Below are 26617 nucleotides of genomic sequence, written 5' to 3'. Positions count from 1 at the left end.
AAAATTGTACACTGAAAACGTTTTCGTTATTTTTGGATTTCAAATTAAAAATCAATTATGAAGCCAGACTTATTCGAAGCGCCAGATTATTACAATATTGACGAATTACTAACCGAAGAACATAAATTGGTTCGCGATGCAGCCCGTGAATGGGTAAAACGCGATGTCTCACCAATTATAGAAGATTATGCTCAAAAAGCAGAATTCCCAGAGCAAATTATAGGCGGTTTAGCAGAAATTGGTGCCTTTGGCCCTTATATTCCAGAAGAATATGGCGGCGCAGGGTTGGATCAAATTTCGTACGGGTTGATTATGCAAGAAATTGAGCGTGGTGATTCTGGTGTACGTAGTACGGCTTCGGTACAATCTTCTTTAGTTATGTATCCTATTTGGAAATATGGCACCGAAGAACAACGTCAAAAATATTTACCAAAATTAGCTAGCGGCGAATGGATGGGTTGCTTTGGTTTAACCGAGCCTGATCACGGATCTAATCCTGGAGGCATGGTCACTAATTTCAAAAATATGGGTGACCATTATTTATTAAATGGTGCCAAAATGTGGATAAGCAACGCCCCTTTTGCTCAAGTAGCTGTCGTTTGGGCTAAAAATGAAGAAGGCCGTATTCATGGGCTTATTGTTGAACGCGGCATGGAAGGGTTTTCTACTCCAGAAACGCACAACAAATGGTCATTAAGAGCTTCGGCAACTGGCGAGCTTATTTTCGATAATGTCAAAGTGCCTAAAGAAAATCTATTACCTAATAAATCTGGATTGGGCGCACCGCTAGGTTGTTTAGATTCTGCGCGTTACGGTATTGCTTGGGGAGCTATTGGTGCTGCTATGGATTGCTACGATACAGCATTGCGTTACAGTAAAGAACGTACGCAGTTTGGAAAACCTATTGGACAATTTCAATTACAACAAAAGAAACTCGCTGAAATGATTACCGAAATCACCAAAGCACAAGTATTAACTTGGCGTTTGGGTGTACTTCGTAATGATGGTAAAGCTACATCGGCACAAATATCTATGGCGAAACGTAATAATGTAGATATGGCTATTAATATTGCTCGTGAAGCTAGACAAATGCTAGGCGGTATGGGAATTACTGGCGAATATAGTATTATGCGTCATTCTATGAACTTAGAAAGTGTGATTACTTATGAAGGAACACACGATATTCATTTACTAATTACTGGATTGGATATTACAGGGTTGAACGCCTTTAAATAGAAAAGATTGTTTTTCAATACAAATAAGCGGGTTTTATAACTCGCTTTTTTTGTTGATATTTACGGCATGTCTTCCAAAACAAGATTAAATCGCGCTTATAAGAATGCTAAAAGAATTCCTTTTGACGACAGCTCTAAGTTTATCTTTTTTAGTGACTGTCATCGTGGCGACAACAGTTTTGCCGATGATTTTGCCAATAATCGCAACATCTACTTTCACGCATTAAAGCACTATTTTATTGAAGGATTTGACTATTGTGAATTAGGCGATGGTGACGAGCTTTGGGAAAATCTCACTTTTGAATCCATATTATTTGCACATAAAAATGTATATGATTTATTGAAATTGTTTCATGATGAGGGCAGATTGCATATGGTTTGGGGCAATCACGATATGGTTTACAAAGACCCTAAATATGTAGACAAATACCTCAACAGTTATTTCGATCCTAAAACTGGTGAAAACGAAGATCTGTTTTGCAACATAAAATACCACGAAGCCTTATTGCTACAACATACAGAAACCCATCAAGAACTGTTTTTGGCTCACGGACATCAAGCCGATTGGTGGAACTATACCTTCTGGCGATGGAGTCGGTTTTTGGTTAGAATACTTTGGAAACCTTTAAATGTTATGGGTATTGCAGACCCAACAAGCCCAGCGAAAAACTACAAAGAACTCATAAAAGTTGAAAAACGCCTTAAAAAATGGATTATTGAAAACAACAATTTACTCACAGTTGTAGGACATACACATCGCCCACGTTTTCCCGAACCGGGAGATATTGCTTTTTTCAACGATGGGAGTTGCGTTCACCCCAGAAGTATTACTGGCATCGAAATTGAAAACGGGATGATTTCTTTAATAAAATGGCAAATTGCTACTACAGATGATGGCACGCTACAAATTGTGCGTGTACTGTTGGAAGGCCCAAAAAAGCTGATTGATTATAAAACCGAGTGATTTTTAACTCTCTGGAGCCAATTCTATTTTTAAGCCATCCATTTCTGGAGTTATTTGAATTTGACATCCCAAACGACTATTTTCCTGCACATCAAAAGCTTCAGAAAGCATAGCTTCTTCATCATCTTGCATTTCGGGTAGCTCGTGATCAGACAACACATAACATTGACATGAGGCACACATGGCCATACCACCGCAAATTCCAATAGTTCCTTCAGGGGCTAATTCGTAACTACGAATAACTTCCATTAAGTTCATTGCCATATCGGTTGGTGCATCAACGTCGTGTGTAACCCCATCGCGGTCTATAATTGTAAGTTTTATATCTTGCATTTCCATTATTCTATTGCTTTCACAACTGCTTTTGGTGCTTCTTTTCTACTGCCGTCAAATCCATCAATACCACTAACGGTTGTATATTTTAACACATAACGTTTACCTGGATTAATAATTTGATAAGCCGCTTGACACATTAGTGTTGCTTCGTGGAAACCACAAAGAATTAGCTTTAGTTTTCCTGGATAAGTGTTTACATCGCCTATGGCAAAAATTCCAGGAATATTGGTTTGATAATCTAAAGCGTTGTTTACCTTAATGGCATTTTTTTCTATTTCTAAGCCCCAATCGGCTATAGGACCTAGTTTTGGAGACAAACCAAACAAAGGCACAAAATGATCGCATTCTATTTCAAATTCTTTTTTGATCTGTTGCACTTGTTCTACAACAACTCCTGTAACGTGATCTTCACCTAAAATACCTACAACTTCTGCAGGAGTTATTAAGTTTATTTTCCCTTGGTTTTTTAATTCCTGTACTTTTTCTACAGAGTCCAAAGCGCCACGAAATTCATTTCTCCTGTGAATAAGCGTTACTTCTTTAGCTACATCTGTTAAAAAAATACTCCAATCTAAAGCAGAATCGCCACCACCAGCAATAACCACTTTTTTATCGCGATAGATTTCTGGATCTTTAATCATATATTCCACACCTTTATCTTCATACAAATGAATGTTATGAATTTTTGGTTTTCTAGGCTCGAAACTACCCAACCCACCAGCAATAGCAACTACTGGCGCGTGATGCTTGGTTCCTTTATTAGTCGTCACAATAAAGGTTCCGTCATCTTGCTTTTCAATAGTTTCGGCTCGTTCGCCTAAGGTAAATCCTGGCTCAAATTGTTTCCCTTGTTCTAAAAGTTTCTCTGTTAAATCACCCGCTAATATTTCTGGATAGGCAGGTATGTCGTAAATAGGTTTTTTAGGATAAATCTCTGAGCATTGCCCACCTGGTTGTGGTAAGGCGTCTATAAGATGGCACTTTAATTTTAATAAGCCTGCTTCAAAAACAGTAAATAATCCTGTTGGGCCAGCGCCAATAATTAAAATATCGGTCTTAATCATGTTTTATCTTCTGAAAATTCTTCTTAGACACAAATGTCTTGTGTTTGGTATCGAAATTTTATGACAATTGTCATATTGGAAATATTATAACGAAGCACTCTTTTAATACGATGTGCTTATACTTATTTTTCTAAGCTTCTACGTTAATAACTTGTTCTATTTGTGGTGCATATTTTTTTATCGTCATTTCCACACCAGATTTTAGTGTCATTTGGTTAACGCTACAATTGGTACAGGCACCTTCTAGCTGAACTTTTACCAATGTTCCATCTTCAATGGAAAGCAAAGAGATATTTCCACCATCACTTTGTAAAAAAGGGCGAATTTCTTCTAATGCTTTTTCCACATTCTTTTTTAATTCTTCTTGTGTCATCATTATTTCTTAACTGCCGAACATCCGGCCATTGTTGTAATTTTAATTGCTTCGGTTGGTGGTAAGGCATCGTTACGTCTTACTACTTCTTGTACAACATTTTTGGTTAACGTTTCAAACGCTTGCTCTAAAGGCGTTGCTGTTTGTAAAGCTGCTGGTCTTCCTACATCACCTGCCTCACGAATACTTTGTACTAAAGGTATGTCTCCTAAGAATGGGACTTTTAAATCTTCGGATAGGTGTTTTGCGCCTTCTTGACCAAAAATATAATATTTATTGTTTGGTAATTCTTCCGGTGTGAAATACGCCATATTTTCAACAATACCTAAAACAGGTACGTTAATACTATCCTGCTGGAACATAGCTACACCTTTTCTAGCGTCGGCTAAAGCTACTTGCTGTGGTGTACTAACCACAACAGAACCTGTAATTGGCATAGCTTGCATGATACTTAAGTGAATATCGCCTGTTCCTGGTGGTAAATCGATTAGCAAAAAGTCTAGCTCGCCCCAATCGGCATCAAAAATCATTTGATTTAATGCTTTTGCAGCCATTGGACCTCGCCAAATAACAGCTTGATCTGGTTTGGTAAAGAAACCTATGGACAATATTTTTACGCCATAGTTCTCGACAGGCTTCATTTTAGACTTCCCGCCTACGTTTACGGATAATGGACGTTCGTTTTCCACATCATACATAATAGGGATAGATGGTCCATAAATATCGGCATCCAATATACCTACTTTAAAGCCCATTTTAGCTAACATGGCACCTAAGTTTGCTGTTACAGTAGATTTACCAACACCACCCTTTCCAGAGGCTACAGCTACAATATTTTTAATTCCAGGAATAGGTTTTCCTTTTATTTCTTGCTTGCCTCCAGACATGCCATTTTTAGGTTTAGCAGGAGCATCAACCTTTACGTTTACTTTTATTTTTGCTTTTTCGTAAACCTTGTCGTGAATGACTTTCATGATTTCGACTTCGGTTTTCTTTTTGGCTTGTAAACTTGGGTTTTTTATGGTAACATCTACAATAACCTCATCGCCAAAAGTAACGATATTGGTTACGGCTTCACTTTCCACCATATTTTGTCCTTCGCCAGGAGCTGTTATAGTTTCGAGTGCTTTTAATATATCTTGTTTATTTAGTTTCAAAATCAATAATTTAGACTGGTTCTAAGATTACAAATATACTGCGAAATCTTTACAATTTGAAGCTGTTTAATTGAAATGATTTATTGTACAATCTTTAAGAATTATAATGGTGTTTTCTCAGCTGGATCCCAAAACAAATTTTTAAAATCCTGAATCTGATTATTCACTACGGTTACCCCTTCGCTTTCCAAAAGTTGCTGCATAAGATTTGTACCATCAAAATGGTGTTTCCCTGTTAGAAGTCCTTTTCTATTTACCACACGATGTGCTGGTACATTTTTCTCGGAGGAATTATTCATGGCATACCCCACCATTCTGGCACTTCGTGGTGCCCCTAAATATTTTGCAATGGCACCATAACTAGTTACTCGCCCGTAAGGAATTTGCTGAGCAACTTGATAAACCTTATCGAAAAAGTTAAGTGTTTCGGGTGTCATTACATTTCTTTAATAATATTAATTAATGTAATGACAGCTACAATACCTGTAATACCACCAATGAGGTAATTCATATTTTTTTGTGATGTAAACGATCGTCCTTTAATTTTCTCGAAAAAGAACATATAAATATACAGCACCACAAAAGCTCCTGTTGTTGCGCCAGTAACATAAGAAGCAATGCTAGTTTTATCAAAACTTAACCAGCCAAAAGATGATAAGGTAATGGCCATATATGCCTGAAAGGGCACAGGAAATACATTTATTGCCGATAAAAACACACCCTGAAAAAAGCGACTAGATTTACTTTTAACTTCTATTTCTTTTTTAGGTTTATCGGTCGATTTTGCTATAAATAGAAAATATACAGAAACTAGCACAAAAATAACAAAGGCTACGCGTTGTAAAATATCAATAACATCTGGATGATTACTTAAATATCGTGCAAATACTGTTGCTATTAATGCTTGAAAAACCACAACTAAACAGGCGCCTAAAGAGAACATAATCCCTCTAATGTGGCCATCTTTCATGGATATTTTTGCTGCATTCATATTTAACAAACCTGGTGGAAGTGTTGCTAAAAACGTTGCCGCAAAACCTAGTAAAAAAACGATGGTTAAATTCAAACGTTGTTTATTTTAAACCTAATATACGTAATTGCTTTGTTTTGTTCCAAATATTGGCTTTCGTAAAAGGTTTGAATTTCAGTGACTTCTTCTGGGCTTCCACCTAATTTATAAACATCATGATTGGCATATAAAACGTCGTGTCCTGCACCATGTAATAAACCAAGTGTGTAACCATGCATAAACTCGCTATCGGTTTTAAGATTTACTACACCATCTGGTTTTAAAATAGTTTTATAACGTTTTAAAAAAGTTTTATTAGTCATTCTATGCTTAGTACGCTTGTATTTTATTTGCGGATCGGGAAAAGTAATCCAGATTTCATCGACTTCATTAACATCGAAAGCATATTCTATAAGCTCTATTTGGGTACGTAAAAACCCTACATTAGGTATATTTTCTTCTATTGCGGTTTTAGCACCACGCCAAAATCTCGCACCTTTAATATCGATCCCTATAAAGTTTCTGTTTGGGTATTTTTTTGCCAAACCTACAGAATATTCGCCCTTTCCACAGCCTAATTCTAGCACTAGCGGATTATTATTCTTGAAAAAGTCTTTATTCCACTTACCTTTATATTGAAACTTATTCTCAACCATGTCCTCTCTAGTAGGTTGAATAACATTAGTAAAGGTCTCGTTTTCCTTAAATCGTTTTAGTTTATTTTTGCTTCCCACAGTAATTTAATATTTAGGCAAAATTAAGGAAACATATTAGTATTACATTTGCTTTTTTTATGAAGTTGAAAAAAAGAATTTTAGTCGCCCCATTAAATTGGGGTCTTGGTCATGCTACGAGATGCATTCCTATTATTAATGCTTTGATTACTCAAGGTTTTGAACCCATTATTGCTAGCGATGGTGTGGCATTACAGTTATTGCAAAAAGAATTCCCGCAGTTAACGCATATTGAAATTCCGTCCTACAATATTACTTACGCTAAAAAAGGAAGTCTGTTCAAGCTTAAGCTTATTAAAGATTCTCCTAAAATGCTAAAAGCTTTTAAAGCTGAAAAAAAAGCTATTAAGAAAATAGTTGCCGATTATAAGATTGATGGTATTATTTCGGATAACCGATTTGGCGTGTATAGCAAACACATTCCTTCGGCGTTTATTACACATCAACTTCAAGTACTAAGTGGCACAACCACATGGTTTAGCACTAAAATTCATCATAAAATTATAAAAAAGTTTAACGAATGTTGGGTACCCGACAATCTTGACGCTCCAAATCTTAGCGGTAAACTTGGTCACATAGACACCCCGATTATAAAAACCAAATACATTGGCCCTTTAAGCCGTTTAAAAAAGACGTTTGAAAGCCCACAATACGATGTCATGGTTTTACTTTCTGGTCCAGAACCTCAACGTAGTTTTTTAGAAGAAAAGCTATTACACGAATTTAATTCCTTTAATGGAAAGGTTGTTTTTGTAAAAGGTAAAATAGAACACTCTCAAACCAAAGAAACTTTTAACAACATAACAGTTGTTAACTTTATGACAAGTAACGAGCTTGAAAACACCATAAATAAGAGTAAGCTTATTATTTCGCGTTCGGGTTACACCACCGTTATGGATTTAGCTAAACTAAGCAAAAAGGCTTTTTTTATTCCTACTCCAGGGCAAACCGAACAAGAGTATTTAGCCAAAAAACTTGATGATGATGGTTTAGTACCATATTGTAATCAAAATGATTTTACGATTAAAGCTCTAGAAAAAGTTAAAGATTATCAAGGGTTAACTACTTTTGACTATGAGGTGAACTATAAAAAACTATTCGGCCTTTTCTAAGCTAAAAGAAAACTCACTACCAACACCTTCTTCACTTTCAATATATATTTTCTCGTCGTGTGCTTCTATAATATGTTTCACAATAGACAGTCCTAATCCTGAACCACCCTCTTTTCTAGAGCCACTTTTATCTACACGGTAAAAGCGTTCAAACACTCGCGATAAATGTTCTTTTGAAATCCCCTCACCATTATCGGTTACTCTAACAATAGCTTTATTTTTTATAAGATTTTCTATACTGACTTCTGTGGTGCCTTTTTCTCTTCCGTACTTTATAGAATTAACCACTAAATTTGTAAGCACTTGCTGAATACGCTCTTTATCGGCTTTTACATAAATAGGTTTATCGTAATCTATATCGAAAGTTAAGGTGATTTTTTTCTTGGCAGCTTTCATTTCAAGCAGTTCAAAAACGTTTTTCACCAGCTCAACAATATCAAAAACTTCTATATTCAATCTTAAATCGCCAACTTCTAACTTGGTAATCATATCCAAGTCTTTAACAATGTATATTAATCTTTCTACACCTTTGTTGGCACGACTTAAGTATTTTGATAGTATTTTTTTATCATCTTTAGCACCATCAAGAAGTGTTAACAAGTAGCCTTGCACGGTAAACAGAGGTGTTTTTAACTCGTGAGACACGTTACCAAGAAACTCTTTACGGTACTCCTCTCTAACTTTTAAGGTTTCTATTTCTAGTTTTTTATCTTTGGCGTACTTATCTATTTCTTTTGTAAGTGTAGCCATATCGGTTGTTATGGCTTTGTTGGTTAACGACGTAGACTCTAAAAGTGTTAAGTCATCATAAATTCTCTTTACTCTTCTGTATATAAAGCGTTCTACACGATATTGAATAACGATAAATGAAATGGCGTATAGAATTATTGCGAACGGCAATATTAACCAACTAAAGGCCTTTATAATCCATAAAAAAACACTCATAAGGAGTGTTGTAGTTACGGTTATAAACAACGAAGTTTTGAACGCAAACTTGTATGTTTTTTTGAGTTTTTGCATTAATCTACAAACTTATACCCAACACCTTTAACTGTTTTAAATGATTTGTCGCCAATTTTTTCACGAAGTTTTCTTATGTGTACATCTATGGTTCTTCCACCAACTACGACTTCATTCCCCCAAACTTTGTCCAAAATTTCCTCGCGTTTAAACACTTTTCCAGGCTTGGATGCAAGCAAAGATAGTAATTCAAATTCTTTACGAGGCAATATAATTTCTTCGTTTTTTAAAACAATTTTATACTCGTCTCTATTAATGGTTAAGTTACCTATTTTAACCACACTATCTTGACTCTCATCTTCTTTTAGTCGTCTTAAAAGCGCTTTTACTTTACTTACTAGAACCTTTGGTTTTATTGGTTTTGTAATGTAATCGTCTGCACCAGCATCAAACCCAGCAACCTGTGAATAGTCTTCGCCTCTTGCCGTTAAAAAAGTAATTATTGTTTCTTGTAAATCTGGAAGTTTTCTTATTTGTTCACATGCCTCAATACCATCCATTTCTGGCATCATCACATCTAATATAATAAGGTGTGGTTTTTCTTTTTTTGCTATTTTAACAGCTTCCATACCGTTTTCTGCAGTGGTTACTTGATAGCCTTCAGAAGATAAATTATAGCCTACAATTTCTAAAATATCTGGCTCGTCGTCTACAAGTAAAATTTTAATGTCCTTTTTTTTCATCTGTTGTAAATTTGTTTTTTCAGATGGCGTAACTTGTTATAAAACTAACCATAGTTACCGCACTTATTGTGTTGTGTTTTTTACGATTTAGTGTAAAGATACTATTAATAACAAAGATTTATAAATCTACACAAAACAAATAACAATTATGTAACACCTAAATGACGTTAATTTAATTTTTTGAGTGCATTTTGGCGAACATTGATAGAATTTGGTATAAAATTTGATTATTTTTTGTAGCTTTATTTCATGTAAAAGATAAACACTGTTTATGAAACAATTATACGTTATTATTATCTTTTTATTTACGTTGTGTTTCTCTGTTGAGGGGTTTTCTCAAGAACGTCAAAATTCTATGAACACACCCCAAACAGAAACAGTTAACGTTTACCCCAACCCTGTAAAAAACGGGGTAGTCACTATAGCTTCTAAAAGTGACCATAAAAAAGTTGTCGAGGTCTATAATGTTTTAGGAAAACAGGTTTTAAAAACATCTCTTTTAAAGAATAAGCTTAACGTCTCTAAGCTTCCTTCAGGCATTTACATCTTAAAAATTTCTATCCAAAATCAAGAATTCACAAGAAAACTTGTAGTAGAATAACAATGTTATATAATTGTAAAAAAAGCAATTAGCCCTATCTCCTTATAGGTAAAACACATATTTCTCCTTATATTTGTTACTCTAATTTTTTTAACTATTAATTATATTATGAAAAAACTTTACTTTTTAGTTTTTGTTCTAATTGGCCTTAACTATGGCTATTCTCAAGGAACAGAAACTTTTGACAACTTTCCTGAAACAGGGTCGTCTTATGCTGATGGCACCTTTACAGGAAACGATGGTTCCACCTGGACTTATGTACAATCTCGTGGAGATTCTGAAATCACAGGACATGCTTTAATGCTTGGTAGAGATAGATCTCCTCAAGCTGAGGTTTATTCTGGTTCTATTTCTGGAGGTATAGGAACACTTACCTTTAATTATATGCAAGCTTTTAGCACAAATGTTAATTTAAACGTTTTAGTTAATGGTAACGTAGTAGGCACAGTAACTAGCGATGGTGAACAAGGAGTTGTTAAATCATCTGGAACAATTACTGTAAACGAAGCAGGAAGTTTTGATTTAAAATTCATTAGTGTAAATAATAGTGATGGACAAGTTACTATTGATGACATTACATGGACTGCTTTTTCTACATCTTGTGGTGTTTTACTAGAGCAAGAATCATACATATGTAATTCTAATAACGTTGGAGATAATAATGATTCTGTTACTATAGAAATTCCTTACACAGGATCTGATGCAGCAATCACCAATGTAACAACCACTTCTGGTGGTACAGTAGGCGGAAACAACCCTGCTTCTTTTGCAGATGGTATAATCACTATAACAGGTTTATCTGAAGGTGATGCTTGGGATTTAGCTTTAGTTGGTGGTGACTGCGGCGCTATTTCTGCTTCAGGAACTGTTCCTGCTGCTGAATGCGACCCTATACCTAACACTTGCTTCGATATTAGCAATGGTACCGAGCAATTTGAATTAGTTGTTATCACTCAAAATAGTGGCTTTACAAACAACGGAACTTGGGAAAATAACTCTGGTGTTTACAGTGCAAATGGCTATTGCGGTGGTGGTTGTGTAGAACCTGTAGAAAGCTGGTTGGTTTTTGGCCCATTAGATATGACAGGAGTTTCTGATTTAACTTTAGATTTTGATGCTTCTGAAAACTTTGGAGTTACCGATTTAGTTGTAGCTTACACAAGTGCTTACTCTGGATGTCCATCAGGTACATCTTGGACAACTGCTCAAACCATTACAGATTCTGGCGCTATAAGTGTAGACTTAGCTTCAGCTTCAGGAACAGAGGTTTATATTGGTATTCAATATGCTGATGATGGAACTGACGGATACTCTGGATGGGATTTAGAAAACGTTGCACTTAATGCATTTGGTTCTTGCCCTACTTTAGGTACAAGACCAGTATCTGACTGCGCTGTATGTGATTTAACTTTAGACACTGAAAACTACGTTTGTGACACCAATACTGCAGGAAATGACAATGATGCTGTAATTATTGAGATTCCTTACAACGGTGTAGAAAGCACATTAACATCAGTAACTACAACTTCTGGCGGTACAGTTGGCGGTGATGACCCTTCTTCTATTGCTGACGGAGTTATAACAATTACTGGACTATCTGAAGGAGACGCTTGGGACTTAACTTTAAACGGTGGTGACTGCGATGGTACAACTATTTCTGGAACTGTAGGTTCTGCTATATGCGACCCAGTAACAACCGATTTAGTTATTAATGAAATATTAGCAGATCCTGATGCAACAGATGGTGATGCTAATGGTGATGGTGTAGTAGATACTCAAGACGATGAGTTTATAGAAATATACAACGTAGGTATGTCCAGTATAGATCTTGAAGGTTATATTATTGCTGATGGAGCTAGTGATAGACATGTTTTCCCTGCTGGAACAATACTTCCTGCTAATGGCTTTATTACTGTATTTGCTGGAGGAACACCAACTGGTATAAGTGGTATTTCCCAAACAGCTAGTTCTGGCGCATTTGGATTTAACAATGGTGGTGATACTGTAACCCTAAAAAATGCTAGCGGTGTAGAAGTTGTTTCATACACTTACGGTAGCGAAGGCGGTAACAATCAATCTATTGGTAGAAGTCCTGATTTTACAGGAAGTTTTGTTGAACACTCAACTATTACTGGAAATAATGGTCGTCTGTTCTCTCCTGGAGAAAATAATGATATTCCATTATCTGTAAACCAATATAATAAAACGTCGTTTAGTGTTTATCCAAACCCAACAAATATGGGATATGTTAACATTACATCGGCTAAAAACAGTACTATTTCTGTAGCTGTTTACGATATTTTAGGAAAACAAGTTATTAATAAAACATTAACTGAAAATACCTTAAATGTATCTTCTCTTAATGCTGGAATGTACATCTTGAAAATTTCTCAAGATGGTGCTTCTACAACTAAGAAACTTGTTATTAAATAACATTTATTTCCTAATAAATTATTTTAGAAAGCGCTACTATTATGGTAGCGCTTTTTATTTTGCCTATTTTTGCATGAATGATAAATGCTAACCACATTTTTAATATAAACACTAGCCAAGAATTTGATACCATGGCTTTAGATATTTTCAAATTTCAATTTGAAAATAATCCCGTTTATAGGTCGTATTGCGATTTACTTTACAAACATCCTAGCGATATTACTCAGGTAAAAGATATTCCGTTTTTACCCATACAGTTTTTTAAATCACACACCGTTTTAAGCCAAAAGAACATTGAAAAAACGTTTACTAGTTCTGGCACAACTGGTACTACAACAAGCAAACATCATGTTAGCGACTTGAGTATTTACGAAAACAGTTTTACAAAAGGATTTCAAAAATTTTATGGTAACGTTGAAGATTACACCATATTAGCACTCTTACCATCGTATTTAGAACGTGACGGATCGTCTTTAATTTATATGGTAGACCATTTAATTACACAATCGCAACATACTGAAAGTGGTTATTATCTCAACAATTTATCCGATTTAAAAAGCACACTGCTAAAACTTGAAGCTCAAGGCAAAAAAACCTTATTAATAGGCGTCTCGTTTGCTTTATTAGATTTAGTTGAACACCATCAATTTCAATTAAAAAACACTATTGTTATGGAAACAGGTGGTATGAAAGGCAGACGTAAAGAATTAATTCGTGAAGAACTGCACGCTATTTTAAAACAAGGCTTTGGCGTTGAAAACATTCATAGCGAATACGGCATGACAGAACTTTTAAGTCAGGCCTACTCCCAAGGGAAAGGCCTGTTTAAATGCCCTAATTGGATGCGTGTAGTAACAAGAGACACCGAAGACCCTTTAACTATTTTAAACACATCATCTTCTGGTGGATTAAATATTATCGATTTGGCAAATATTAATTCCTGTAGTTTTATAGCTACTCAAGATTTAGGCAAAGTGCACCCCAACAGTACATTTGAAGTTTTAGGACGCTTTGACCACTCCGATATTCGTGGCTGTAATTTAATGGTACTGTAAGGTCTTGTTATTTTTTCCGACTAACATATTGCTTTCAAGATGAGAAAGAAAAATTGGTTGGTTAGTTAAATTTTTGAATTGAAAGTAAAACGCCTGATATTTCTATCAGGCGTTTTTATTATACAGCTTTAATTATGTATGTTTTTTTCTTACCGCGATTAATAATCACATATCTGTTATTAATCAAATCTTCTGTTGTTAGCTTATAAGATTCTCCTACTTTTTCCTTGTTTACAGAAATTGAATTTTCTTTTAAAGCACGTCTTGCTTCTCCATTTGAAGCTAAGAAGTTTGTTTTAGCTGCCAAAGCACCTATCATATCAACGCCATCGTTAAACTCACTTAATGGAATCTCGGCTTGTGGCACACCTTCAAAAACATCTAAAAAGGTACTTTCGTCTAGGGTTTTAATATCTTCTTTAAAGGTTTTACTAAACAAGATGTTTGAGGCTTTTTCGGCTACTTCAAAATCGGCTTTAGAATGCACAAACGTGGTAACCTCCTGGGCTAATTTTTTTTGTAATAATCGTAAATGAGGGGTTTCTTTGTGTGCTTTTATTAAGTCGTCTATCGTGTCTTTATCTAAAAACGTGAATATTTTTATATACTTTTCGGCATCTTCATCTGAGGTATTTAACCAAAACTGATAGAATTTATACACCGATGTTTTATCGGCATCTAACCATATATTTCCACCTTCACTTTTCCCAAATTTAGAACCATCAGCTTTAGTGATTAATGGACATGTCATGGCGTAAGCTTTAGCTTCTTCACCTACATTCATACGGCGCACTAGTTCTGTTCCTGTAGTAATGTTTCCCCATTGGTCACTTCCACCCATCTGTAACACACAATTATACGTTTTATACAAATGGTAAAAATCGTATCCTTGAATTAACTGATAGGTAAATTCGGTAAACGACATTCCTACATTACCATCTTCTCCAGAAAAACGTTTTTTTACAGAGTCTTTTGCCATCATATAGTTTACGGTAATTCGCTTACCAACATCACGGGCAAAATCTATGAATGAAAAGTTTTTCATCCAATCGTAATTATTAACTAATAATGGTGCGTTGTCTTCTTTAGAATCGAAATCTAAAAACCTAGACAGCACATTTTTTATGCCTTGTACATTATGGTTAAGCGTTTCTTCATCTAGTAAATTTCGCTCATCACTTTTTCCAGAAGGATCACCAATCATTCCTGTGGCACCACCAACCAAAGCAATAGGTTTATGACCAAAACGCTTTAAATGAACTAAAAGAATTATAGGCACTAAACTTCCTATATGTAACGAGTCTGAGGTAGGATCGAACCCAATATAAGCGGTTGTCATTCCTTTACTTAATTGTTCTTCGGTTCCAGGCATGATATCATGTACCATTCCTCTCCAGCGTAGTTCGTCAACTAATGTTTTAGACATATTTAAATGTGTTTACTATCGTGTTTTTTCTATAAAAATAAAAGCCTACAAATTTAATGAGGCCAATTATTTGGCAAAGATAAAAATCACGACTCAATTACTAGGGGTTTATGAATAATTCTTTACTTTCGTTTTTATGATTTTAGTTACTGGTGGCACTGGATTAGTTGGGGCTCATTTGCTTGTTTCGCTTTCAAAAAAACAACAAGCTATTCGCGCTATTTATAGAGATGAAAAAAAACTACCTCTTGTTAAAAAGGTGTTTAGCAATTTTAATGCTCGTGATTGTTTTGATAAAATAGACTGGGTAAAAGCTGATTTATTAAACATTCCAGAACTTTCTAATGCTTTTAAAGACGCGACTATTGTTTACCATTGTGCGGCTTTAGTTTCTTTCGATCCTAAAAAATATCACGCCTTGCGAAGTACTAATATTGAGGGGACAGCCAACATTGTTAATCTATGTATTTCAAATAACATTAAAAAACTTTGCTATGTAAGTTCGGTAGCAACTTTAAGTAAAACTGCGGGAAAAGATACTATTACCGAAACATCTTATTGGAATCCGGAGGAAAGCCATAGTATTTATGGTATAACAAAATATGGTGCCGAAATGGAAGTGTGGCGAGGCACACAAGAAGGAGTTCCTGCTATTATTGTTAATCCAGGAGTTATTTTAGGTGGCGGATTTTGGGATGATAGTAGTTGCTATATTTTTAAAAAAATTCACAACGGGCTCACTTATTACACCAAAGGTACAGCTGGTTATGTTGATGTTTTAGATGTTGTAGAAATTATGGAACGTTTAATGATCTCTAAAATTGAAAATCAAAATTATATTGTAGTGTCAGACAATTGGACTTACAAAAACTTTTTAGAACAAGCAGCTACTGCGCTTCATGTTGAACCACCTAAAAAAGAAGCTTCGAATATATTGTTAAATATTGCTTGGAGATTAGATTGGTTAAAATCGTTTCTTACAGGAAAAGACAGATTACTTACCAAACATTTAAAAAACACTTTACAATCGACTAAGATTTATAGCAATGAAAAAGTAAAAAAAGAATTAGACTACAATTTTACTCCTATTGAAAAGAGCATTAACAGAATTTCTAAACAGTATTTAAAAGAGCTTTAATTTACTTTTTGATCTGGTCTTGCAATAGCTTTAAACTCTTTTAATTTTTTCTTTTTTGTTTCTTCCCTTTTAATGGAGTCTTTAAACCTTTTATTTTTAGCCTCTTTTTCTACTTGATCGTCAAATTTATCTTTAAGGCGCTTTAAACTATCGGTTACGGCGTTTAAAATCTCTTCGTAAACCTTACCGTTAGAAGCATAGTAAGCATTACTCTCCACAAACTGTAAACTATCTATATGATGTTTTTTATAGATATACGTTTCGGGATGTATGCCTTTATTTTCTAACTTTTTTTTGTTCACTCCCTTTGCCGAAGATAATAAAGAGATATCCATTAAAACATCGACCATTTTATCTTTTGCAATTAAGTTCTCTGGCTTTTCTGGTTTGTAAGAATAATTACAAGCCGAAAAAACCAACAAACAAAGCATATATACGCTTATTTTTTTCATCTATTAAACGTTAAGCGTTTCCCAAATTTCTTATCATTAAACTTAAAGTTCTCGTAAGCCAATTCGCCATTAACAAACGTATGCGTTACTCGCGATCTAAACGTTGTACCTTCCATTGGCGACCATCCACATTTATAAGCAATATTATCTTTATTTACCGTCCACGGATTTGCAGGGTTTACCAACACAATATCTGCAAAATAACCTTCTTTTAAATAACCTCTATTTTCAACATCGAATAAAATAGCTGGGTTATGACACATTTTTTCTACAAGCTTTTCAACCTTAATCTTTCCATTTAAATGGGCTTCAAACATTGCTACAAGGGCATGTTGTACCAATGGCCCACCTGATGGTGCTTTAGTATAAACATTTTGTTTCTCTTGCAATGTATGTGGGGCATGGTCTGTAGCTATAACATCTATTCTGTCATCCAGTAAAGCTTCCCAAAGTTGTTCTCTGTCTGTTTTTGTTTTTACGGCTGGATTCCATTTTATTAAGGTGCCTTTTTCATCGTAGTCTTCATCTGAAAACCATAAATGATGTATGCAAACTTCAGCGGTAATTTTCTTATCCTTTAATGGTATTTTATTTGTAAATAGACTGGTTTCTTTTCCTGTTGACAAATGAAATATATGTAATCTGGCGCCTGTTTTTTTGGCTAATTCTATCGCTTTAGACGAAGATAGATAACAAGCTTCTTCACTTCGTATTTTTGGATGAAACTTAATAGGAATATCGTCTCCGTATTCTTTTTTATAAGTTTCAAGGTTTTTCTTAATGGTGGCTTCGTCTTCACAATGCACCGATATTACCATGTTAGTACTTGAAAAAATCTTTTCTAAAACTTGGGGGTCATCAACTAACATATTTCCTGTTGAAGAGCCTAAAAATAATTTTAATCCAGCAACACTTTTAGGATCTACTTTTAGGATTTCTTCTAAATTATCGTTAGTACCACCAAACATAAACGAGTAATTAGCGTAAGAACTTTTAGAGGCTATAGAAAATTTATTTTCTAACTTCTCTATAGTTGTAGTTTGCGGCACTGTGTTAGGCATTTCAATAAACGATGTAATGCCACCTGCTATAGCAGCACGAGACTCGGTTTCTATGGTTGCCTTGTGGGTTAACCCTGGTTCTCTAAAATGCACTTGATCGTCTATAACTCCAGGAATAGCATAATTTCCTTCGGCATCGACAACTCTTACATCGGCTGATTTAGCGCTTATAGAAGGGGCTATTTTTGTTATTTTATCGCCTTCTATTAAGATATCGCCTTCTATAATGTTTCCTTCGTTAACAATTCTAGCGTTTTTTATTAAGGTACTATGCTGCATGTTGTTTTTTATTAAAAATACTTTTCAACTTCATTTTAACGACTCCAAAAATAGCTTCTGAAATAATACTGCCGCTCATTTTTGATTTTCCGCGAGTTCTATCGGTAAAAATTACGGGCACTTCAACTATTTTAAATTTTTTTAAATAGGCTTTAAACTTCATTTCAATTTGAAAGGCATACCCAACAAACTCAATATTTTCAAGGTTAATACTTTGCAGTACTTTGTTGTTATAACAAACAAATCCTGCTGTGGTATCGTGAATTTTCATACCAGTTATTAACCTCACATATTTAGAGGCAAAGTAAGATAGCAACACCCTACTCATTGGCCAATTAACCACATTAACGCCTTGCACATAACGCGAGCCTATGGCAACATCTGCTCCGTTATTTTTACAAGCGTTATATAATTTCTCAAGATCGTTAGGATTATGAGAAAAATCGGCATCCATTTCAAAGATGTAACTATATTCTTTTTCTAAACTCCAATTAAAACCGTCTATATAAGCTGTTCCTAAGCCTGTTTTCTTTTTTCGATTAAGTATAAATAAACGCTCAGGGAATTCGCTTTGTAATTCTTTTACTTTTAAGGCCGTTAAATCTGGTGAGTTATCGTCTACAACCAATATATGAAAAACATCATTTTGTGAAAAAACGGCTCTAATAATGAGCTCGATGTTCTCAATTTCGTTATAAGTTGGAATAATTACGATAGCTTCCTTCATTAAAACCTGCTTTGATTAGGCAAATGTAATCTTTTTAAAAGATTTATTTTTTTAATTATTCCTTAAATAAGGCTAAATAAACCCTAATTTTATAATAATTTTACACTATGATTCGACAGGTTGTAACATACGACATATTTACTGTTTTAATTGTTATTGGGTTGCTTTTAGTAGCTTTATCTAAAGTATTTTTTGAAAGACGTTTTAAAGATTTCACCTATGTCTTTATTAACTCAACCTATTTAAAAGTTTACGAAAAGGACCAACGATTCTTCGATTTGTTTGATGGCTTATTATTTACCAATCTAGTTTTAGGTCTAACAACGTTTTGTTGCATTGCCTTAAATTACTTTAACGACACCTTTGAGATAAGTTACAATATTGTTTTAAAACTTATTATAGGCATCGCTATTTTTTTCATTTTTAAAACCTTACTCGAACGACTTATTGCCAGTTTATTTGAAATTGATAACATATTAGACGCTTATCTTTTTCAAAAAATTAGTTATAAAAACTTTTTGGGTCTATTACTTATACCCATAAATATTATCTTACTATTTGGCATCACCCCTAGCCGTTATGCCATTTACATCACTATCATAATACTCCTCCTTGTTAATGTTGTAGGCTTGGTAACCACCTATAAATCAAATCAAAATTTAATAAAACAGAACATGTTTTATTTTATTTTGTATCTTTGCACTCTCGAAATCGGGCCGTTCCTGATTTTGTATAAAACAATTATTGATTATTAAGCTTTAATCCACCTACATTTATGAAAGTGAAAACCATTTTAGTGTCTCAACCAGAACCTAAAATAGAAAATTCGCCCTATTTTGATTTAGAGGAGAAACAAAAAGTGAAAATAGACTTTAGGCCTTTTATACACGTTGAAGGTGTCCCTGCCAAAGAGGTAAGAAAGCAAAAAATAGATTTAAGCAAGTATAGCGCCATTATCCTAACTAGTAGAAATGCTGTAGATCATTTCTTTAGAGTAGCCGATGAAATGCGTTTTAAGGTTCCAGATAGCATGAAATACTTCTGTCAATCGGAAGCTGTTGCTTATTACTTACAAAAGTATGTTGTTTACAGAAAACGTAAAATTTACGTAGGAAAGCGAACTTTTGCAGAGTTATCACCTCTTATTAAGAAGTATAAAGACGAAAAATTCCTTTTGCCAACAACAGATAAGCTTAAACCATTAGTTCCTGAAATTCTTGATGAGCTTGGTGTAGATTGGATGCAAGGAACCTTTTACAAAACCGTGATTAGCGATCTTTCCGACTTAGAACATGTGTTTTACGACATTTTAGTTTTCTTTAGTCCTTCTGGAATTGAATCGTTATTTCACAATTTCCCAGAGTTTAAACAAAATAATACGCGTATTGCTGTATTTGGAAACACGACTATAAAAGCCGTTGAAGAACGTGGTTTAAGAGTAGATATTTCGGCACCAACACCAGAAACACCTTCTATGACCATGGCATTAGATAAATACATTAAAGAAGCTAACAAAAAGAAGTAATTTTCTTATTTACTATAGAACAAAAAAGCGTCTTAAATTTAAGACGCTTTTTTTTATGTTACAATATGGGTAACGACCAATAAAAATTGTAGCTAGCTCAATAAAAAAAAAACGACTCCCAAATGGAAGTCGCTTTGTCTCTTAAAAGAAGTCTGTTTTATTAAAACGCATAACGTTGCGGTCCGCCTCTTCTTATTTCTTCATTTGCAAAAGCCTCAAATTGTTTAAAGTTTTCTCTAAACGCATTCGATAACTTAAAAGCTGTTGTATAATAGGCTTTATCATCGTTCCATGTTGTTCTCGGACTTAATACTTCAGATGGCACACCAGGACAATGTCTTGGTTGTGCTACACCAAATACCGAATGAATATGGTAATCTTCGTAATTATATAAGCCTAAATCGCCATTAAGTACAGCGTTAATCATGGCTCTAGTATATTTTAACTCCATACGTTTCCCTACACCGTAAGGACCTCCTGTCCAACCTGTATTTACTAACCATACATTTACACCGGCTTCTTTCATCTTTTTACTTAACATTTCGGCATATTTAGCTGGATGTAATGGCATAAATGGTGCTCCAAAACAAGCTGAAAACGATGGCACTGGTTCAACTACTCCAGCTTCTGTTCCCGCCACTTTGGCTGTATATCCAGAAATAAAATGGTAGGCTGCCTGCGAAGGTGTTAACTTAGAAATTGGAGGCAACACACCAAAAGCATCAGCTGTTAAAAAGAAAATATTTTTAGGATTTTTCCCTATTGATGGTTGCTTAATATTTTCAATGTGGTAAATAGGGTAACTTACACGTGTGTTTTGTGTAATTGATGTATCGGCAAAATCGACATTACCGTTATCATCCATAATTACATTTTCAAGAATGGCTCCTTTTTTAATAGCACCATAAATTTCTGGCTCTTTTTCTGCAGAAAGATTAATAACCTTAGCATAGCAACCTCCTTCAAAGTTAAACACGGTATTCTCGTTGGTCCAACCATGCTCATCATCTCCTATTAAACTTCTGTTAGGGTCGGTTGATAAGGTTGTTTTTCCTGTCCCCGATAATCCAAAGAAAATAGCTGTATCACCATCTTTTCCAACATTGGCACTACAGTGCATTGGTAATGTATTTTTAAATACTGGTAAGATGAAGTTTAAGGCAGAGAAAATCCCTTTTTTAATTTCACCTGTATAACCAGTCCCACCTATTAAGGCTATCTTTTTAGTAAAGTTTAAAATGGCAAAGTTGTGTTGGCGTGTTCCATCTATTTCTGGGTTGGCCATAAAACCAGGAGCGTTTACTATTGTCCATTCTGGATCGAAGTTTTTTAATTCTTCTTCGGTAGGACGTAAAAACATGTTGTAAGCAAACATGTTACTCCAAGGGTATTCGTTAATAACACGAATATTTAATCGGTAATTATCATCGGCACAAGCATAGCTATCTCTAACAAGCACTTCTTTTTCCGATAGATAATCTACTACTTTATCATATAAGTTGTCAAATTTTTCAGAATCGAAAGGAAGGTTAATATCACCCCACCAAACTTTGTCTTCGGTAATACTATCCTTTACAATAAAACGATCTTTTGGTGAACGGCCTGTAAATTCACCTGTTTTTACGGCTAAAGCTCCAGAAGACGCTTCAACGCCTTGTCCTTTTTCAATTGTTTCCTCATGAAGTTCATCAGCAGATAACTGATATTGTACCTTGGCATTTTTTATGCCGTACTTCTCTAACGAAATCGTTTTCGTAGTTTGCGTATGGTTTACCATAATTTTTGTGTTGTTTTGATGATGCAAAGCTAAAACTTTATTTTAAAACGGACACAAAAAGGACTATGTTAATCCTGTTTTTGTTTTAAAAAGCTTATTAACAAAACTAACCAAGCACTTATTAAAAGTGTTCCTCCTAACGGGGTTATCATGGCAATTGTTTTAAAGTTGAAAGCCGTTAAGCTATTTGTCGCTAGTCCATAAATAGATCCAGAAAAGAAGAAAACACCTATTAATATTAGTACAAAAACGGCTCTTTTGGTTTTAACACTAACTTTAGTTGTTACACCTAAAAAAAGTAACAAAAAGGCGTGATACATTTGGTAGGTTACGCCTGTTTGAAACGTATTAATTTGTTCTGGAGTTACTAATTTTTGCAACCCATGGGCTGCAAATGCTCCCAATACAACAGCTAACAATCCAAATAAGGCGGCTGTAACTAAAATGGATTTATTCATATTTAACGATTTCGGATTTTTAAAACCCATTTGATTTATTACATTCGTGAACACAAAATTACAGAACAAAACCCAATTATGCGAAATATATTAATTATAGGTTCAGGAAAATCAACCTCTTTTCTTATCAAATATTTTTTAGATAAATCAGACAGCGAAAAGCTATTTATTACGGTTGGCGATCTTGATATTAATAATGCCAAAAAACTTGTAAACAATCACCCAAACACCAAAGCCATTGCTTTAGATATTTTTAATCAGGACTCTAGAGAACGTGCTATTAAAGATGCCGATATTGTCGTGTCTATGTTACCGGCAAGATTTCATGTTGAAGCTGCCAAAGATTGCTTAAAGTTTAATAAACCTATAGTAACGGCATCTTATGTAAGTAAAGAGATGGAAGCTCTAGATGATGAAGCTAAAGCTAAGGGGCTTGTTTTTATGAATGAAATTGGTGTCGATCCTGGTATAGACCATATGAGCGCCATGAAAATTATAGATGATATTCGTGATAAAGGCGGTAAAATGATCTTATTTGAATCGTTTTGCGGCGGATTGGTTGCTCCAGAAAGTGATAACAACCTTTGGAACTATAAATTTACTTGGAACCCAAGAAACGTTGTTGTAGCAGGTCAAGGTGGCGCTGCCAAGTTTTTACAAGAAGGCACCTATAAATACATTCCTTACAACCGTTTGTTTAGACGTACCGAATTTTTAGAAGTTGATGGCTTTGGTCGTTTTGAAGGCTATGCAAATCGCGATTCGTTAAAATATCAATCGGCTTATGGTTTAGAAGATGTTAAAACCTTATATCGTGGCACTATGAGACGCGTTGGATTTTCACGTGCTTGGAATATGTTTGTACAACTAGGCATGACCGATGACAGCTATACTATAGACGATAGTGAAAATATGAGCTATCGCGATTTTGTAAATGCCTTTTTACCTTACAGCCCAACAGATTCGGTAGAATTAAAATTTAGACATCAACTTAAAATAGATCAAGACGATATTGTATGGGATAAGCTAGAAGAGCTAGATATTTTTAGCCCAACAAAAATGGTGAATTTAAAACAAGCCACACCTGCACAAATTCTTCAAAAAATATTAATGGACAAATGGACATTAGATCACGACGACAAAGATATGATAGTCATGTATCATAAATTTGGGTATGAGCTAGATGGTAAAAAACATCAAATCGATTCTACCATGGTTTGTATTGGCGAAGATCAAACATATACAGCTATGGCAAAAACTGTTGGCTTACCAGTCGCTATGGCTACTTTGGCTGTTTTAAATGGTAAAATAACAACGCCTGGCGTTCAAATTCCAATTAATAAAGAGGTTTACACCCCTATTTTAAAAGAACTCGAGGATTACGGCATTGTGTTTCATGACAAAACAGTTCCTTATTTAGGCTACAATCCATTGAATGTATAGCTTTCATATTGTAACCAATTTTGTACTTTTGGTATGAATTCATAAAACCATAACCTTTTGAAGATAAAAAACCAAAATATAGTTATAGACGGTATTGACAAAAAGATTTTAAGAGCTTTAATGGCCGATGCCCGAACTCCTATTTTGGAAATCGCTCGTCAGGTTGGGATTTCTGGTGCAGCCATACATCAACGGTTACGAAAACTAGAAAAATCGGGATTAATTGATGGCTCTAAATTTATTATTAATCCAAAAGTTTTAGGCTATACTACCATGGCTTTTGTGGGAGTTTATCTTGATAAAGCTGTAAGCAACCCCGAAGCGGTTAAACAATTACGCAACATCCCAGAAGTTATTGAGTGCCACTACACTACTGGAAATTGGAGTATTTTTATTAAAATTCTTGCTAAAGATAACGAACACCTTATGCATGTTTTAAATAAAGAAATACAGTCTATTAGTGGGGTTTCGCGAACTGAAACTTTTATTTCACTTCAACAACAAATTGATAGGCAAATAAAAATATAAGTCATAAAAAAAGACCTTCGTTTGAAGGTCTTTATACTTTATTTAAAAAACTGTATGCTTAATCTCTGCCACCAAAAATTTGAAGTGCCCAATATAATAATGATGCTAAGGCTCCAATAGCAGCTACTAAATAGGTTCTTGCCGCCCATTTAAGAGCATCTTCCGAACCTTTATACTCTTCTGGAGTTACCATGTTTTTTGCTTTTAACCAGGCTAATGCGCGGTTACTCGCATCATATTCTACAGGTAAGGTAATAAAGCTAAACAGTGTTGCAAAGCCCATAAAAACTAAGCCTGCAACGGCTACCCAAAATCCTAAGCCTACGCCAGCTGCTGCACCAAGGATTAAACCGCCAATTACCAGCCACTGCGACATACCAGAAGTTACACTTACCACAGGCACCAACGCCGAACGCATTTGTAATGCACTATAAGCTTGCGCATGCTGTACGGCATGACCACATTCGTGAGCTGCCACAGCAGCTGCAGCTGCATTACGCTGGTTGTAAACTGCTTCACTTAAATTAACTGTTTTATTTTTAGGGTTGTAATGGTCTGTTAATTGTCCTGCTGTAGACATTACCTCAACGTCGTAAATACCGTTATCGGCTAGCATTTTTTCAGCAATTTCTTTCCCACTCATACCATTACGTAATTGTACTTGTGAGTATTTTTTAAATTTTTGTTTTAATTGATTGCTTACCAACCAACTTACTAAGGCAATACCGCCTATTAATATATAATATCCAAACATACTGTTCTTTTTTCTCGTGTAAATTTAGAATAATATTAGCAAATAATAAGCCAAAGTTACGTTAAGAAAATTTGTCAGTTAACAGATGTATTTTCCCAACCAAAAGCTTCCGAAATTTCTTTGTAAACAACTTCTCCTTCAACTATATTTAGTCCTCTAGCAAGGGTTTTGTCGTCTTGACAAGCTTGTTTCCAACCTTTATCAGCCAACTTTATCACATAAGGTAAAGTGACGTTAGTTAATGCCAAAGTTGATGTGTAAGGAACCGCACCTGGCATATTAGCAACACCATAATGTACAATATCATCTACAATAAAAGTGGGATTTTCGTGGGTGGTAACCTTTGTGGTTTCCATACAACCGCCTTGATCTACAGCAACATCTACCAAAACAGTACCTGGTCGCATATTTTTTAACATGTCTTTTGTAATTAATTTAGGTGCTTTAGCGCCTTTAATAAGTACACCACCAACTATTAAATCGTGTGTTTGTATATGTTTTCTAACATTAAACTCGTTTGAAAATTCTGTTACTACATGACTTGGCATTACATCGTTAACATAACGTAATCGTTTCATGTTAACATCTAAGATAGTTACATGAGCCCCTAATCCAGCAGCCATTTTCGCCGCTTGAATACCAACCACACCTGCGCCTAAAACTAATACTTTACCAGGCGGAACACCCGGCACACCACCAAGTAATACACCACGACCTTTTATGGGTTTTTCTAAATATTTGGCTCCTTGTTGAATAGCCATTCTTCCTGCTACTTCAGACATTGGTGTAAGTAATGGCAAGGTACCATCTTCATCTTCTACAGTTTCATAAGCAATACAAATTGCCTTGCTTTTTAGCATCGCTAAAGTAAGTCTTTCGCTAGACGCAAAGTGAAAGTAAGTAAACACGATTTGGCGGGGTTGAATTAAATCGTATTCCTCTGCTATAGGCTCTTTTACCTTAACAATCATATCGCTTGATTGATACACTTGCTGGATGCTATCTAAAATAATTGCGCCTACGTTTTCATAGTCTAAATTAGAAAAACCACTTCCTTCTCCTGCTTCTTTTTGCACATAAACGGTATGGTTTCTTTTTGTGAGTTCAAAAACGCCTGCTGGTGTCATACCAACGCGACTTTCGTTGTTTTTAATTTCTTTAGGAATTCCAATGGTCATCTTTTTTGAAGGTTTAAAGATTATTGATTGGACTTAAAAATACAACCTAAATTTAAAAATACCTTTCTGTAAATCAGTATTTTGAACTTTTTAAG

The 26617-nt window shown here is 34.9% G+C and carries 28 protein-coding genes; 11 read left to right on the top strand and 17 right to left on the bottom strand.

The window, feature by feature from the left end; all coding sequences use genetic code 11:
• Positions 1 to 57: 57 nt before the first annotated feature.
• Together EJA19_RS02950 and EJA19_RS02945 are read left to right on the top strand one after the other, a co-directional pair.
• Positions 58 to 1236, top strand: a complete 1179-nt coding sequence (locus EJA19_RS02950) for an acyl-CoA dehydrogenase family protein (protein WP_125466847.1) — start codon at positions 58 to 60, stop codon at positions 1234 to 1236.
• Between the two features lie 66 nt (positions 1237 to 1302).
• Positions 1303 to 2199, top strand: coding sequence for a metallophosphoesterase family protein (locus EJA19_RS02945; RefSeq protein WP_125466846.1), 897 nt, complete (start codon positions 1303 to 1305; stop codon positions 2197 to 2199).
• 3 nt (positions 2200 to 2202) lie between these two features.
• Here EJA19_RS02945 and EJA19_RS02940 read toward each other — a convergent pair whose 3' ends face one another.
• The 7 genes from EJA19_RS02940 to trmB form a co-directional block, all read right to left on the bottom strand.
• On the bottom strand, positions 2203 to 2532 hold the full coding sequence (locus EJA19_RS02940; protein ID WP_125467131.1) for a 2Fe-2S iron-sulfur cluster-binding family protein: 330 nt from the start codon (positions 2530 to 2532) through the stop codon (positions 2203 to 2205).
• 5 nt (positions 2533 to 2537) lie between these two features.
• Positions 2538 to 3599 carry an NAD(P)/FAD-dependent oxidoreductase gene (locus EJA19_RS02935; RefSeq protein WP_125466845.1) on the bottom strand — a complete coding sequence of 354 codons (1062 nt, stop codon included), beginning with the start codon at positions 3597 to 3599 and terminating at the stop codon, positions 2538 to 2540.
• Positions 3600 to 3729: 130 nt separating this feature from the next.
• Positions 3730 to 3972, bottom strand: coding sequence for a NifU family protein (locus EJA19_RS02930; RefSeq protein ID WP_125467130.1), 243 nt, complete (start codon positions 3970 to 3972; stop codon positions 3730 to 3732).
• A gap of 2 nt (positions 3973 to 3974) precedes the next feature.
• The gene (locus EJA19_RS02925) at positions 3975 to 5129 is read right to left on the bottom strand and encodes an Mrp/NBP35 family ATP-binding protein (protein WP_125466844.1); all 1155 of its coding nucleotides are present in this window, start codon (positions 5127 to 5129) and stop codon (positions 3975 to 3977) included.
• Positions 5130 to 5230: 101 nt separating this feature from the next.
• The gene (locus tag EJA19_RS02920) at positions 5231 to 5566 is read right to left on the bottom strand and encodes an MGMT family protein (protein ID WP_125466843.1); all 336 of its coding nucleotides are present in this window, start codon (positions 5564 to 5566) and stop codon (positions 5231 to 5233) included.
• Complete coding sequence (locus tag EJA19_RS02915) at positions 5566 to 6195, bottom strand: LysE family transporter (RefSeq protein WP_125466842.1); 630 nt, start codon at positions 6193 to 6195, stop codon at positions 5566 to 5568. Before EJA19_RS02915 ends, EJA19_RS02920 begins: the two co-directional genes overlap by 1 nt.
• Entirely contained in the window at positions 6192 to 6872 is a 681-nt protein-coding gene (gene trmB, locus EJA19_RS02910) for a tRNA (guanosine(46)-N7)-methyltransferase TrmB (RefSeq protein ID WP_125466841.1), read from the bottom strand. The genes EJA19_RS02915 and trmB overlap by 4 nt, the downstream gene beginning before the upstream one ends.
• 59 nt (positions 6873 to 6931) lie before the next feature.
• On the opposite strand from trmB, the gene EJA19_RS02905 reads away from it, so the two are divergent.
• A complete protein-coding gene (locus EJA19_RS02905) occupies positions 6932 to 7984 on the top strand; it encodes a glycosyltransferase (protein WP_162604173.1) in 1053 nt (350 codons plus the stop codon).
• Here the strand turns inward: EJA19_RS02905 and EJA19_RS02900 are convergent.
• A complete protein-coding gene (locus EJA19_RS02900) occupies positions 7967 to 9004 on the bottom strand; it encodes a sensor histidine kinase (RefSeq protein ID WP_125466840.1) in 1038 nt (345 codons plus the stop codon). The genes EJA19_RS02905 and EJA19_RS02900 overlap by 18 nt on opposite strands.
• A complete protein-coding gene (locus tag EJA19_RS02895; RefSeq protein WP_125466839.1) occupies positions 9004 to 9687 on the bottom strand; it encodes a response regulator transcription factor in 684 nt (227 codons plus the stop codon). Before EJA19_RS02895 ends, EJA19_RS02900 begins: the two co-directional genes overlap by 1 nt.
• A 271-nt stretch (positions 9688 to 9958) precedes the next feature.
• On the opposite strand from EJA19_RS02895, the gene EJA19_RS02890 reads away from it, so the two are divergent.
• From EJA19_RS02890 to EJA19_RS02880, 3 genes are all read left to right on the top strand, one after another.
• On the top strand, positions 9959 to 10288 hold the full coding sequence (locus EJA19_RS02890) for a T9SS type A sorting domain-containing protein (RefSeq protein ID WP_125466838.1): 330 nt from the start codon (positions 9959 to 9961) through the stop codon (positions 10286 to 10288).
• Positions 10289 to 10396: 108 nt separating this feature from the next.
• Positions 10397 to 12721: a lamin tail domain-containing protein gene (locus EJA19_RS02885; protein ID WP_125466837.1), complete on the top strand. Its 2325-nt coding sequence runs from the start codon at positions 10397 to 10399 to the stop codon at positions 12719 to 12721.
• A 77-nt stretch (positions 12722 to 12798) separates the two neighbouring features.
• A complete protein-coding gene (locus tag EJA19_RS02880; RefSeq protein ID WP_125466836.1) occupies positions 12799 to 13776 on the top strand; it encodes a LuxE/PaaK family acyltransferase in 978 nt (325 codons plus the stop codon).
• Between the two features lie 118 nt (positions 13777 to 13894).
• Here the strand turns inward: EJA19_RS02880 and tyrS are convergent, their stop codons facing one another.
• A complete protein-coding gene (gene tyrS, locus EJA19_RS02875) occupies positions 13895 to 15202 on the bottom strand; it encodes a tyrosine--tRNA ligase (RefSeq protein WP_125466835.1) in 1308 nt (435 codons plus the stop codon).
• 136 nt (positions 15203 to 15338) lie between these two features.
• Between tyrS and EJA19_RS02870 the strand changes: the two genes are divergently transcribed.
• Positions 15339 to 16340 (top strand): NAD-dependent epimerase/dehydratase family protein, encoded by a 1002-nt coding sequence (locus EJA19_RS02870; protein ID WP_125466834.1) that lies wholly within the window; start codon positions 15339 to 15341, stop codon positions 16338 to 16340.
• Here EJA19_RS02870 and EJA19_RS02865 read toward each other — a convergent pair.
• Genes EJA19_RS02865 through EJA19_RS02855 form a run of 3 tightly spaced genes read right to left on the bottom strand, consistent with a single transcriptional unit; the run spans position 16337 to position 18859 of the window.
• Positions 16337 to 16792 carry a DUF4296 domain-containing protein gene (locus tag EJA19_RS02865; protein ID WP_125466833.1) on the bottom strand — a complete coding sequence of 152 codons (456 nt, stop codon included), beginning with the start codon at positions 16790 to 16792 and terminating at the stop codon, positions 16337 to 16339. The two genes, EJA19_RS02870 and EJA19_RS02865, sit on opposite strands and share 4 nt — an antisense overlap.
• A complete protein-coding gene (locus EJA19_RS02860; protein WP_125466832.1) occupies positions 16789 to 18132 on the bottom strand; it encodes a dihydroorotase in 1344 nt (447 codons plus the stop codon). Before EJA19_RS02860 ends, EJA19_RS02865 begins: the two co-directional genes overlap by 4 nt.
• Complete coding sequence (locus EJA19_RS02855; protein WP_125466831.1) at positions 18122 to 18859, bottom strand: polyprenol monophosphomannose synthase; 738 nt, start codon at positions 18857 to 18859, stop codon at positions 18122 to 18124. Before EJA19_RS02855 ends, EJA19_RS02860 begins: the two co-directional genes overlap by 11 nt.
• Before the next feature lie 107 nt (positions 18860 to 18966).
• Between EJA19_RS02855 and EJA19_RS02850 the strand changes: the two genes are divergently transcribed.
• Entirely contained in the window at positions 18967 to 19614 is a 648-nt protein-coding gene (locus EJA19_RS02850) for a DUF4271 domain-containing protein (RefSeq protein ID WP_125466830.1), read from the top strand.
• A gap of 20 nt (positions 19615 to 19634) precedes the next feature.
• Complete coding sequence (locus EJA19_RS02845) at positions 19635 to 20384, top strand: uroporphyrinogen-III synthase (RefSeq protein ID WP_125466829.1); 750 nt, start codon at positions 19635 to 19637, stop codon at positions 20382 to 20384.
• A 160-nt stretch (positions 20385 to 20544) separates the two neighbouring features.
• On the opposite strand, the gene pckA is transcribed toward EJA19_RS02845, so the two are convergent.
• On the bottom strand, positions 20545 to 22161 hold the full coding sequence (gene pckA / locus EJA19_RS02840) for a phosphoenolpyruvate carboxykinase (ATP) (RefSeq protein ID WP_125466828.1): 1617 nt from the start codon (positions 22159 to 22161) through the stop codon (positions 20545 to 20547).
• Between the two features lie 68 nt (positions 22162 to 22229).
• Positions 22230 to 22619, bottom strand: a complete 390-nt coding sequence (locus EJA19_RS02835; protein ID WP_125466827.1) for a DUF423 domain-containing protein — start codon at positions 22617 to 22619, stop codon at positions 22230 to 22232.
• 78 nt (positions 22620 to 22697) lie between these two features.
• On the opposite strand from EJA19_RS02835, the gene EJA19_RS02830 reads away from it, so the two are divergent.
• Both EJA19_RS02830 and EJA19_RS02825 read left to right on the top strand, forming a co-directional pair.
• Positions 22698 to 24062, top strand: a complete 1365-nt coding sequence (locus tag EJA19_RS02830) for a saccharopine dehydrogenase family protein (protein ID WP_125466826.1) — start codon at positions 22698 to 22700, stop codon at positions 24060 to 24062.
• A gap of 57 nt (positions 24063 to 24119) precedes the next feature.
• On the top strand, positions 24120 to 24590 hold the full coding sequence (locus EJA19_RS02825; RefSeq protein ID WP_125466825.1) for an Lrp/AsnC ligand binding domain-containing protein: 471 nt from the start codon (positions 24120 to 24122) through the stop codon (positions 24588 to 24590).
• A gap of 58 nt (positions 24591 to 24648) precedes the next feature.
• On the opposite strand, the gene EJA19_RS02820 is transcribed toward EJA19_RS02825, so the two are convergent.
• Together EJA19_RS02820 and ald are read right to left on the bottom strand one after the other, a co-directional pair.
• Positions 24649 to 25344 carry a zinc metallopeptidase gene (locus tag EJA19_RS02820; protein ID WP_125466824.1) on the bottom strand — a complete coding sequence of 232 codons (696 nt, stop codon included), beginning with the start codon at positions 25342 to 25344 and terminating at the stop codon, positions 24649 to 24651.
• Between the two features lie 74 nt (positions 25345 to 25418).
• A complete protein-coding gene (gene ald / locus EJA19_RS02815; protein WP_125466823.1) occupies positions 25419 to 26522 on the bottom strand; it encodes an alanine dehydrogenase in 1104 nt (367 codons plus the stop codon).
• Positions 26523 to 26617: the final 95 nt, after the last annotated feature.

This window comes from Mangrovimonas spongiae (assembly GCF_003944795.1).
In the GTDB taxonomy this organism is placed as follows: domain Bacteria; phylum Bacteroidota; class Bacteroidia; order Flavobacteriales; family Flavobacteriaceae; genus Mangrovimonas; species Mangrovimonas spongiae.
The sequence above is the reverse complement of the archived record's forward strand: the minus strand, read 5'-3'. Positions and strand labels throughout refer to the sequence as shown.